This is a genomic window from Klebsiella sp. MBT K-1, assembly GCF_002556465.1.
GTDB lineage: Bacteria > Pseudomonadota > Gammaproteobacteria > Enterobacterales > Enterobacteriaceae > Klebsiella > Klebsiella grimontii.
This window is the reverse complement of record NZ_PDEL01000010.1, coordinates 143,295-155,260: the sequence shown is the minus strand read 5'-3', so window position 1 is coordinate 155,260 and position 11,966 is coordinate 143,295. Positions and strand designations below refer to the sequence as shown.

At 46.0% G+C, this 11,966-nt stretch carries 11 protein-coding genes; 7 read left to right on the top strand and 4 right to left on the bottom strand.

Annotated features, from left to right (window positions below):
* Positions 1 to 219 precede the first annotated feature (219 nt).
* From CMQ96_RS16600 to yjeJ, 5 genes are all read left to right on the top strand, one after another.
* Positions 220 to 594, top strand: a complete 375-nt coding sequence (locus tag CMQ96_RS16600; protein WP_024360238.1) for a hypothetical protein — start codon at positions 220 to 222, stop codon at positions 592 to 594.
* A gap of 215 nt (positions 595 to 809) precedes the next feature.
* A complete protein-coding gene (locus CMQ96_RS16595) occupies positions 810 to 1,175 on the top strand; it encodes a hypothetical protein (protein WP_098067034.1) in 366 nt (121 codons plus the stop codon).
* Positions 1,176 to 1,281: 106 nt separating this feature from the next.
* Complete coding sequence (locus tag CMQ96_RS16590) at positions 1,282 to 2,568, top strand: HlyD family secretion protein (RefSeq protein ID WP_024360236.1); 1,287 nt, start codon at positions 1,282 to 1,284, stop codon at positions 2,566 to 2,568.
* Entirely contained in the window at positions 2,561 to 4,678 is a 2,118-nt protein-coding gene (locus tag CMQ96_RS16585; protein ID WP_024360235.1) for a peptidase domain-containing ABC transporter, read from the top strand. Before CMQ96_RS16590 ends, CMQ96_RS16585 begins: the two co-directional genes overlap by 8 nt.
* A 25-nt stretch (positions 4,679 to 4,703) precedes the next feature.
* Entirely contained in the window at positions 4,704 to 5,558 is an 855-nt protein-coding gene (yjeJ, locus tag CMQ96_RS16580; protein ID WP_024360234.1) for a YjeJ family protein, read from the top strand.
* 102 nt (positions 5,559 to 5,660) lie between these two features.
* Here yjeJ and CMQ96_RS16575 read toward each other — a convergent pair whose 3' ends face one another.
* From CMQ96_RS16575 to CMQ96_RS16565, 3 genes are all read right to left on the bottom strand, one after another.
* Positions 5,661 to 6,014: a DUF4156 domain-containing protein gene (locus CMQ96_RS16575; RefSeq protein WP_004871163.1), complete on the bottom strand. Its 354-nt coding sequence runs from the start codon at positions 6,012 to 6,014 to the stop codon at positions 5,661 to 5,663.
* Between the two features lie 134 nt (positions 6,015 to 6,148).
* Complete coding sequence (groL, locus tag CMQ96_RS16570; RefSeq protein WP_004871165.1) at positions 6,149 to 7,795, bottom strand: chaperonin GroEL; 1,647 nt, start codon at positions 7,793 to 7,795, stop codon at positions 6,149 to 6,151.
* A gap of 43 nt (positions 7,796 to 7,838) precedes the next feature.
* Positions 7,839 to 8,132, bottom strand: coding sequence for a co-chaperone GroES (locus CMQ96_RS16565; RefSeq protein ID WP_003855929.1), 294 nt, complete (start codon positions 8,130 to 8,132; stop codon positions 7,839 to 7,841).
* A 234-nt stretch (positions 8,133 to 8,366) separates the two neighbouring features.
* Here CMQ96_RS16565 and yjeH point away from each other — a divergent pair, with 234 nt between their 5' ends.
* The gene (gene yjeH / locus CMQ96_RS16560) at positions 8,367 to 9,626 is read left to right on the top strand and encodes an L-methionine/branched-chain amino acid transporter (protein ID WP_024360233.1); all 1,260 of its coding nucleotides are present in this window, start codon (positions 8,367 to 8,369) and stop codon (positions 9,624 to 9,626) included.
* A gap of 15 nt (positions 9,627 to 9,641) precedes the next feature.
* Here yjeH and CMQ96_RS16555 read toward each other — a convergent pair whose 3' ends face one another.
* Positions 9,642 to 10,118: an FxsA family protein gene (locus tag CMQ96_RS16555; protein ID WP_004097899.1), complete on the bottom strand. Its 477-nt coding sequence runs from the start codon at positions 10,116 to 10,118 to the stop codon at positions 9,642 to 9,644.
* A 338-nt stretch (positions 10,119 to 10,456) separates the two neighbouring features.
* On the opposite strand from CMQ96_RS16555, the gene aspA reads away from it, so the two are divergent.
* On the top strand, positions 10,457 to 11,893 hold the full coding sequence (gene aspA, locus CMQ96_RS16545) for an aspartate ammonia-lyase (RefSeq protein WP_004097898.1): 1,437 nt from the start codon (positions 10,457 to 10,459) through the stop codon (positions 11,891 to 11,893).
* Positions 11,894 to 11,966: the final 73 nt, after the last annotated feature.

Here is an 11,966-nt window from a genome sequence, read left to right as displayed (position 1 = left end):
CAACGTAATGTGAATTGTGTAAGCTAGTACATGATGTAGTAAAATTCAATATGAACATGCAATAAATATATTGGAAATATTTTTTTATAGTCTATATTTCTCTGCGACCTATCGCGAATAGCATTATTGGTAGGTGTACATTTGCACGTATTACAATCAAAATAATCTTTTGATTGCACATGATATTAGTCCGTAGGAATATCACTAAAGGGAAATATAATGAAAGAACTAACTATTATTGAAATGAATGATGTTTCTGGTGCTTCACTCAAGGATTTTATTGCGGGAACCCAAGGTTTGGGTGAGGCAGTAATTGACAGCGCCATCGGTGGTGTAATTGGAGCCCTTGCATTTGCATCTGCTGGCGGTCTGCAGGGTGGGGTTACCGGTAGCGGTGCTGGCGGTGGCTTATTAGGATTTGGATTAGTATCCATCGCTGTCGGATCTATTTGGGGAGCCATTCACGGTGCCATTTATGGTGCCGTAGCAGGTATCTATAATGGTTCTGACTACGTTAACAAATATGCAGATATAATCGCAAATGGTGTACTGGATGGCACCGGTGGTGCCTATAAGCCTAATGGCTGGTTTTAATCTATAATTCTTAGATAAAAGTGATAATCACCTGAAGAACGACAGGTCATGAAAAACATTGATATATTGTTTATATCCTTAATAACCTTTCTATCAATGAATTGAATCGTTCATAATCAACAAATATATTTGGCTTATTAAATCAATAACACCAGCGGATATTATATCGCATTGTAATTGATTTATCATCGAGAGAATCTCTCAAGGAGAAAAAAATGAAAGAACTGACTCTAACTGAAATGAATGATGTTTCTGGTGCTGGTCTTCAGCAGCTTATCGATGGAACCCAAAGTTTTGGTAGTGCTCTTGTTGATAGCGTCCTTGGTGGAATATTTGGCTTAGTTGCTTATTCAGCGGCAGGCGGCTTGCAGGGTGGCCTTACTGGTAATGGTAAAGGTGGCGGCATGCTTGGCATTGGCGTTATTAGTACCAGTATTGGCGCTATCTGGGGAGCAATCCAGGGTGGCATCTGGGGCGCTGTAATGGGCGTATACAGAGGTACTGAATACATTAATGATATGTCAACTGGCATCATTGAAGGTGTTCTTGATGGCTCTTCCGGCGCTTATAAACCGTCTTAATTTCTTTTAGTTTATAACTTAAAGCATACAGTTTTTACTGTATGCTTTTTAAGTTTCTTTTTATAAAAAATCAAAAATTAATATCAACATAAATAAGTGATTATCTATGAATAAAAAACTCTATCGCAAGGAAGCGATTGAACATAAGAAAAACCATTGGAAAGGAAAAGCATTATTATTAGCGGGAATGCCTGCATGGGCTATTCTTTCAATATCATTATTTTTTCTATGCGTTTTGATTTTCACGCTTAAATTCTGTTGCTATACGCAAAGAATAGATGTGCGTGGTGAAGTAATTACGCTTCCTCACTCTATTAATGTTTTTGCACCGCAACAAGGATTTGTGGTAAAGAAATATGTTAACATTGGCGATATCATTAAAAAAGGCACCCCTCTTTACGAGCTTGATATCTCACGCTCAACCGTTAACGGCAACGTCACTGACACCATGTCAGCTGTTATTACTGAAAAAATAACTAATGCGGAAGAAATCATTGAAAAAACTTTGATAAACAAAGAAGAAACCTTAGATGCATTAAATACTCAGGTTAATCAATATTCTACTTCCCTTAAAGAGACTACCAAAATGTTAGCCAACGCTGACTCTGGTCTAAAAAAAATGAAAGAAAACCTTTCCAGTTATGATCAATATCTCAAGCAAGGTTTAATTACTAAAGATCAGTATAATTATCAACATTCTCTTTACTTCCAACAACAGAGTACATACCAATCGCTCATTAGCCAAAGAATGCAACTTGAGTCTCAGTTGACACAGCTAAAAAGTGACATAGTGACTAAAGCTGCAGATTATGACAACCAAATTTCTAATCAAAAAAACCAAATCAATGATTTTAAAAATCAGCGTGTAGAATCAAATGCCAATGGTAATCTTGTCATCAAAGCAACATCAGATGGTAAAATTGAATCAGTAGCTGTAACTGCAGGACAAATGGTTGATAAAGGAAGCAGTCTCGCTCAAATAAAACCAACAGGGAATATTGAATATTTTTTGATATTATGGCTACCCAACAATGCAATACCCTATGTAAAATCTGGAGACATTGTTAATATACGTTACGATGCCTTCCCGTCAGATAAATTTGGCCAATTCCCCGGGAAAGTGATATCAATATCTTCGGTGCCAGCCTCTCGGCAAGAAATGTCCGAATATACTAATGTTGCAACAGGTTCTAATCAACAGGAACTCGCACTGTATAAAGCTATAGTCAAAATTAAAAACAATCAATTCATTTATAATGGCAAAACTCTGGAATTATCAAATGGCCTAAAAGCTCAGGCTATTGTTTTTCTTGAGGAGCGTCCACTTTATATGTGGATGTTTACACCAATATACAAAATTTCTCAGAGTGTGAGTGGCCCAATCCATGACTGATACATTATTTAAAACAATCACTGACAAGCTTAATTTCTCACTGAGAAAAAAAATCCCAGTAATTTTACAGTCAGAAGCTGCTGAATGCGGTATCGCATGCCTGGCGATGATATCTGCTTTTCATGGTCTAAATATAGATTTATTTAATTTCCGTCAACGATATGGTAGCCCTACTCAAGGCGTCACATTATTATCTCTTAGTAAAACAGCTGAGCGGGCTGGATTAAAAAGCAGAGCATTATCATTAGATATTGACGAAGTTAATCAATTAAAACTCCCCTGTATTATTCATTGGGGGATGAATCATTATGTTGTATTGACCAAGGTACGTAAAAATAGTTTTATTGTGCATGATCCAGCACTCGGCAAGCGCATTATTGGCATGCAAGAAATGTCAAATTATTTTACAGGTATAGCCCTCGAACTTTGGCCAGATCAAAATTTTCAGCAAGAGCAGGTAAAATCTCGTTTACGCTTACTTGATCTAATGCGTAACATTGTTGGTTTGAAAAGCACACTTGTAAAAATCTTTGCTTTTTCGATAGTCATTGAGGCCATTGGCCTTTTACTTCCGGTAGGTACGCAAATGGTTACGGACCATGTTATCATGGCTCATGATCAAAGTTTACTTGCGGTTATTTGTATTGGATTGGTTTCCTTCACATTATTTCGTACTTTTATCAGTATGCTAAGGGCATGGACATCCTTAACGCTAAATACCCTTACAAATATACAATGGAAAACTTCACTTTTTGACCATCTGACTCGCTTGCCCTTATCATTTTTTGAAAAACGGCATTTAGGCGATATTCAATCACGTTTTTCATCACTAGATGTTATTCGTTCCACTTTTACTAATAGTATAGTTACCGGTATTATTGACAGCATAATGACCATAGGTCTTTTAATTATGTTGACTTTATATGGTGGGTGGCTCGTCTGGGTAGTCGTAGGGTTTACAATGTGCTATGCCATTATGCGATTAGCCACCTATCGATTTTACCGTCGGGTATCTGAAGAACAGGTAATAAAAGGAGCACGTTCCAGTTCACACTTTATGGAATCTCTTTATGGTATTGCAACAATCAAAGCTTTAAATCTTAAAGAAAGGCGCTCACACCACTGGTTAAATCTTAATATTGACTCCTGTAATGCAGGAATAAAACAAACCCGCTTCGATATGATGTTTGGTGGAGTTAATACTTTAATTTCATCTATAGATCAAGTTGTAATTCTTTGGCTTGGGGCGCTGGCAGTAATTGATAATAATATGACTTTAGGGATGTTTATGGCTTTCAATGCCTATCGAGGGCAATTTTCTCAACGCGCATCCAGTCTTATCGATCTCTTTATGCAGCTTCGTATGTTATCCCTACATAATGAGAGACTTTCTGAAATTGTATTTTGTGAGCCAGAAGCAGAAATGCCCGTCCGACGAGTATTCCAGCAAGATAAAGGCATTAAGCTTGAAGTTAAAAATTTAAGTTATCAGTATGATTCTTTTTCTCAGCCTATTTTCAAGAATCTAAATATAACGATTAATCCCGGGGAATCAATAGCTATTGTCGGGCCTTCCGGCGTTGGAAAAACTACTTTATTGAAAGTCATGTGTGGTCTTCTTTCTCCTACTTACGGTGATGTACTGGCAGACAATCTTGATGTTAATAAAATAGGTCTAAATAACTATCGTCTAAGTACGGCATGCGTTTTACAGGAAGACCGTTTATTTTCTGGTTCCATTGCTGAAAACATTAGTGGGTTCGAGGATAATGCTGATGAAGATTTGATTATTGAATGTGCACGTTACAGCAATATTCATGATGAAATAATGAAAATGCCTATGGGCTATGAAACACTTATTGGTGAATTAGGTACCGGTGTCTCTGGCGGGCAGAAACAGCGACTATTAATTGCACGAGCGTTGTATCGTAAACCAGGAATTTTATTTATGGATGAAGCTACAAGTCATCTTGACCTTGGGAACGAGGCTAGTATTAATAATTCTATCTCCAATTTAAGTATCACACGAGTTATAGTTGCACATCGCCCCTCCACAATTGCATCAGCAGACCGTGTCATTGATTTGTCTGAATATATATCTATGTCGTAATCCTGCTAAATAAGGACCATATAATATGATACTCAAAGGACTCAACACTGCACCGATTAAACATGGAGAACATCTGTGTCTAATGATGTTCAAAATTAAAGATACTAACGATAAGCAGCATATAATGTATATGCAAGTCACTACATTAATTGACTTACTAATCATTCTACGCTTCCGGATGCTTAAAATTTCCCAGTATTTATCTGATAACCATGAAGTATATAAATCTAAAATCATGGCCAGCATTGAGTCATTATCTGCGAATACGCCTGAGATTGTCACTGCAGAAGCCATGCAGCCCGATCCAGGATACTTAGTTACAGGCTTAGCCCCAAAGTTCAAAAATGATAAATTTACACTTGTTGCTATATTACAAAATGATAAAATAATAACGCTAGATATAGATGACACTCAAACTGAATTCATTATCGTTGCAATTCAACAATCATTTAATACTATCGGAGATAATGAGATCACACAACTCATTGGTTCATTGCTCGATTTTATTTTAATTTACTCCGTTGATTTAACGAATCTTGAATGCTTAAATTATAAAGAAGTGCATCATGAACCATGGAAAAAAGACATTTATTCAGACTATGTTACAGTAGTTTATTGCTTCGAAACTGAGCAAGGAAAAAGTAATCTCGCAGGTGCAGTAATTAAAGTTAATGCCCTATCAAACCCGCATGACATAGAAAGTATCACTCAGAAAGTGGCTAAATTAACTCCGCAATTTAAAGCTATCCAGGAAAAATATCCGCTATGTGAAACCTTTTATGAGGTCATCGCATGCCAACCGGGGAAAATATTAACAAAAGAGGAATGTCTGGACCAATTACACGCATTTTGTCTTAAAATGCAAACCAGGCTTAATTAGTTACTAATTTGGGCATCTACAAGGACGTAGAAAACGGCTCTACCTTTCCAGCCGTTGCCCGGGTTCCCCTCTCCATCAGGAGAGGGATAACCCGCAGTTAAATCAGTTCGGGCACTTATAAACCTGGCCGTTCATTTGGCTATCGGTCGGGACAAAGCTCGACAGCAGATTCTGCGTCGGGCTGCTGACGCCGTAAATCACGTTACCGCCCATTGCTGCCGCCTGGTTACGCAGGGCGTTTGCCGCACCGCGCATAGAGCCACCCTCATCCCCATTCTGCCCGGATAGCCAGTTGCTCTGCGTGCCGGTCGCGGTTCCTAACAGCTGGCATTCAGAACCCGGCTTATCTTCAACAAAGCGTACGTTCTGGCCGCCAGAGGTCAATTCGTTGCTGGAGCTGCAACCTGCTAACAACAATGCTGCGCCGACAATCCCTGCTAAATATTTTACCTGCATGTTATTCCCCACGATCAATGAGCTGGACGCACTGGCCCGGATGTACAACCTTATACTAAAAAGACGACAAAAAGAAAAACCCCCGAGCATTTCTGCCCGAGGGTTTCCTTGTTTCTAAGGGGTATAGCGCACGATTACATCATGCCGCCCATACCACCCATGCCACCCATACCGCCAGCAGCACCTAAATCAGGAGCATCGCCTTTCGGCAGGTCGGTGACCATGCACTCGGTGGTGATCATCAGACCAGCAACGGATGCTGCGTACTGCAGAGCAGAACGAGTCACTTTAGTTGGGTCCAGGATACCGAAGTCGATCATGTTGCCGTATTCTTCGGTAGCGGCGTTGTAACCGTAGTTACCTTCGCCCGCTTTCACGTTGTTAGCAACAACAGACGGCTCTTCACCAGCGTTGGAAACGATCTGACGCAGCGGTGCTTCCATTGCGCGCAGCGCAACTTTGATACCGACGTTCTGATCTTCGTTCTGAGCGGTCAGGCCAGCCAGTTTAGCAGCAACGCGAACCAGCGCTACGCCACCACCAGCAACCACGCCTTCTTCTACCGCAGCACGGGTCGCGTGCAGGGCGTCGTCCACGCGTGCTTTCTTCTCTTTCATTTCAACTTCGGTAGCCGCGCCGACTTTGATTACCGCAACGCCGCCGGCCAGTTTAGCCACGCGCTCCTGCAGTTTTTCACGGTCGTAGTCAGAAGTCGCTTCTTCAATCTGCTTACGGATCTGAGTAACGCGGCCCTGAATCGCAGCTTCTTCACCCACGCCATCGATGATGGTGGTGGTATCTTTGTTAATAACAACGCGTTTCGCCTGACCCAGGTCTTCCAGAGTCGCTTTTTCCAGCTCCATACCGATCTCTTCAGAGATAACGGTACCGCCGGTCAGCGTTGCGATGTCCTGCAGCATAGCTTTACGACGGTCGCCGAAGCCCGGTGCTTTAACCGCAGCCACTTTAACGATGCCGCGCATGGTGTTCACCACCAGGGTCGCCAGCGCTTCGCCTTCAACGTCTTCAGCGATGATAACCAGCGGTTTGCCAGCTTTCGCTACGGCTTCCAGAACCGGCAGCATTTCGCGGATGTTGGAGATTTTTTTGTCAGCCAGCAGAATGAACGGGCTTTCCAGCTCAACAGCACCGGTTTCCGGCTTGTTGATGAAGTACGGAGACAGGTAGCCGCGGTCAAACTGCATACCTTCAACCACGTCCAGTTCGTCTTCCAGACCGGTACCGTCTTCTACGGTGATCACGCCTTCTTTACCGACTTTATCCATCGCTTCAGCGATCAGTTTACCTACGGTTTCGTCGGAGTTAGCGGAGATGGTGCCAACCTGAGCAATGGCTTTAGAGTCAGAGCACGGTACGGACAGCGTTTTCAGTTCTTCAACAGCGGCTACGACAGCTTTGTCGATACCACGTTTCAGATCCATCGGGTTCATGCCCGCAGCGACGGCTTTCAGGCCTTCAGCGATGATAGCCTGCGCCAGTACGGTTGCGGTGGTAGTACCGTCGCCTGCAGCGTCGTTCGCTTTAGAGGCAACTTCTTTAACCATCTGCGCGCCCATGTTTTCGAACTTGTCTTCCAGCTCGATTTCACGCGCTACGGACACGCCGTCTTTGGTGATGGTCGGCGCACCGAAGGATTTGTCAAGAACCACGTTACGGCCTTTCGGGCCCAGGGTTACTTTAACTGCGTCTGCCAGTACGTTTACGCCGCGCAGCATTTTCACACGAGCGTCGTTACCGAATTTTACGTCTTTAGCTGCCATTTTATCTTTCCCTTAAATTCGTATGTTCAGTGTCGTTCGCGGATTACGCTTCAACAATTGCCAGAATGTCGCTTTCGGACATGATCAACACTTCTTCATTGTCGATCTTCTCGGATTTTACGCCGTAGCCATCGTTGAAAATGACGATGTCACCAACTTTAACGTCCAGAGGCTGCACGGTTCCGTTTTCCAGGATGCGGCCCTTACCGACAGCGATGATTTCGCCACGAGTTGATTTTGCTGCCGCAGAACCGGTCAGAACGATGCCGCCAGCAGACTTCGTTTCAACTTCTTTACGTTTGACGATCACACGATCATGTAACGGACGAATACTCATTTTGATAGCTCTCCTTTGAGAAAGTCATTATCAGTTATGGATGACGCCGGTCCGCACACGGTTTTCCGGCTAGTGCCCTGAGAGATGGGGATGGGGTTTTCCCGCTTCAAGGGGAAAAGCAAAAAAAAATTTGTCCACGTGCTCAGACGCACACTAATTTGCCGCCCTCAGCTGACGTCATAAGCAAAAGCGATTGTGATACCATCCCTTTTTTGCCGGGCGCAAGGTTGAATCATGAGTGGTTTAAAACAGGAGTTGGGGCTTGCTCAAGGAGTGGGGCTACTTTCCACATCATTACTGGGAACCGGCGTTTTCGCCGTTCCGGCGCTGGCGGCATTGGTCGCCGGCGATAACAGCCTGTGGGCCTGGCCCGCACTGATTTTACTGGTGTTTCCCATCGCTATCGTCTTCGCCACGCTGGGCCGCCACTTTCCCAGCGCAGGCGGCGTAGCGCATTTTGTGCATATGGCTTTTGGCCCGCGCCTGGCGCGCGTCACCGGCTGGCTCTTTTTATCGGTGATCCCGGTTGGGTTACCCGCTGCCCTGCATATCGCCACCGGCTTTGGTCAGGCGCTCTTTGGCTGGCACGACAGCCAGCTGCTGCTGGCCGAGCTGGGAACGCTGGCGATTATCTGGTGGGTCGGTTCTCGCGGAGCCAGCTCCAGCGCCAATCTACAAACGCTGGTTGCCGTGCTGATTGTCGCCCTGATTGTCGCCATCTGGTGGCGCGGCGCGATAAACCCAGCACAGATCCCCTTCCCGCCGCCTTCTGATATCGACAGTTCGCAGCTTTTTTCTGCCCTTTCGGTGATGTTCTGGTGTTTTGTCGGTCTTGAGGCCTTCGCGCACCTGGCCTCTGAATTTAAGCAGCCGGAACGCGATTTCCCCCGCGCGCTGATGATCGGCCTGTTACTGGCGGGTTCAGTCTACTGGGCCTGTACCGTGCTGGTCCTGCATTTTCATGCCTTTGGCGAGGAGATGGCCGCCGCCGCGTCGCTACCCAATATCGTGGTACGCCTGTTCGGCGTTCAGGCGCTATGGATCGCCTGCGTTATCGGCTATCTCGCCTGCTTCGCCAGCCTCAATATTTATATTCAGAGCTTTGCCCGCCTGGTCTGGTCGCAGGCGCAGCACAAACCCGATAGCTATTTGTCCCGCCTGTCGCCGCGGCAAATTCCGCGTAACGCGTTGAACGCGGTCCTCGGCTGCTGCGTGATTAGCGCATTGTGCATTTATGCGCTCAATATCAACCTTGATGCGCTGATCGTCTACGCCAACGGCATTTTTATCATGATCTATCTGCTGTGCATGCTGGCGGGCTGCCGTCTGCTTCAGGGACGTTATCGTCTGTTAGCGGCGTTTGGCAGCGTACTGTGCCTGGTGCTGCTGGCGATGGTTGGCTGGAAGAGTCTGTACGCGTTTATCATGCTGGCGGGACTGTGGCTGTTTTTACCGAAGCGCCGGCTGGCAGAGAGGTATTCCAGGCCGGAGTAACCGGCCTGGAGGATGTTAGTCGCGGCGATCGTCTTTATGATCGAGACGGTCGCGCTCGTCGTCTTTACGCTGATATTCGCCTTCAAAGGTATCGCCGCCGCCCGTTCCGGCGCTAAACCCGCCGCCAGGCATCCGGCTAAAACGCAGATGCGGCATCAGCTTCAAGGTCAGATGCTTCTGCACCGGAGGCAGCAGCAGCAGCAGACCCAGGAAATCGGTAAAGAACCCCGGCAGAAGTAACAACAGACCGGCGATAATCAGCGACACGCTTTTGATCATCTCAGCGGCCGGGCTCTCCCCCGCCGCCATCTTCTGCTGCATCAGCATAAGGTTTTTAAAACCCTGGTTTTTCACCAGCGATATCCCCACCACCGAGCTGAAGATCACCAGAATCAGCGTCAGCAGGACGCCAAGCACATGGGCGACCTGGATAAAGATCGAGATTTCAATGTAAACGTATAAAAAAACGGCAATTAACGGAATCCAACGCACCGGCGTCTCCTTCATAAACAGACGCCCGCGTCGGCGCCCGTAGTCATAGATGTGCTATTCGCATCAAAAAGATGTTGGGCCAAAACGTCACTTTTCAATCGTAAAAAAAGCTTATTTTTTTCAACAATAGAAAACCGGTGACCCATTTCACAGATTAATAATTCTTATAAGATTCACTACATAATAAGTGATCAGGGCGGCTGATATTCGCTATCATCAGCATATGATCGTGGGTACCGGGCCGATTAAGGAAATAATCTGCGGCCAGAAAATGCGCTAGATCCGATAAATTCTGCGTATTTGGTGAATTCATAGGCAGCTTGAAAGAGAAGGTTCACATGTTAAACAACATTCGTATCGAAGAAGACCTGTTGGGTACCAGGGAAGTTCCAGCTGACGCTTACTACGGCGTCCATACTCTGAGAGCGATTGAAAACTTCTACATCAGCAACAACAAAATCAGCGATATCCCTGAATTTGTCCGCGGAATGGTGATGGTGAAGAAGGCCGCTGCGCAGGCTAACAAAGAGCTGCAAACTATCCCCAAAAGCGTTGCCAATGCCATTATCGCCGCCTGCGATGAGGTCCTGAATAACGGCAAATGCATGGACCAGTTCCCGGTCGACGTCTTCCAGGGCGGCGCGGGCACTTCCGTAAACATGAACACCAACGAAGTACTGGCCAACATCGGCCTTGAGCTGATGGGCCACCAGAAAGGCGAATATCAGTACCTCAACCCTAACGACCACGTTAATAAATGCCAGTCCACTAACGATGCCTACCCGACCGGTTTCCGCATCGCGGTCTACGCCTCCATCCTCAAGCTGATCGATGCGATTAACCAGCTGGGCGAAGGCTTCCAGCAGAAGGCGGTTGAGTTCCAGGACATTCTGAAAATGGGTCGGACTCAGCTACAGGATGCGGTGCCGATGACCCTCGGTCAGGAGTTCCACGCGTTTAATGTTCTGCTTAACGAAGAGACCAAATGCATTCTGCGCACTGCGGAACTGCTGCTGGAAGTGAACCTTGGCGCGACCGCTATCGGCACACGCCTGAACACCCCGGATGGTTATCAGCAGTTAGCGGTACAAAAACTGGCGGAAGTCAGCAACCTGCCGGTTGTACCCGCAGAAGATCTGATCGAAGCGACCTCCGACTGCGGCGCCTACGTGATGGTCCACAGTTCCCTGAAGCGCCTGGCGGTAAAACTGTCCAAAATCTGTAACGACCTGCGCCTGCTCTCTTCCGGCCCACGCGCTGGCCTGAACGAAATCAATCTGCCTGAACTGCAGGCGGGCTCTTCCATCATGCCCGCCAAAGTTAACCCGGTGGTCCCGGAAGTCGTCAACCAGGTGTGCTTCAAGGTGATCGGTAACGACACCACCGTCACCATGGCTTCCGAAGCGGGCCAGCTGCAGCTGAACGTGATGGAACCGGTGATTGGCCAGGCGATGTTTGAATCTATTCATATTCTGACCAACGCCTGCTACAACCTGCTGGAAAAATGCGTCAGCGGTATTACCGCCAACAAAGCGGTATGTGAAAGCTACGTCTATAACTCGATTGGCATCGTCACCTACCTCAACCCGTATATCGGCCACCACAATGGCGATATCGTCGGCAAGATTTGCGCCGAAACGGGCAAGAGCGTCAGGGACGTGGTGCTTGAGCGCGGGCTACTGACCGCAGCGGAGCTGGATGACATCTTCTCTGCGCAGAACCTGATGCACCCGGCCTATAAAGCGAAGCGTTACACCGATGAAAGCGAACAATAGGTCTTCAGAGTAGACTTACCACAGGCATGTCAGCGATGACATGCCTTTTTTGTTCTTATTGATTTACTAAATC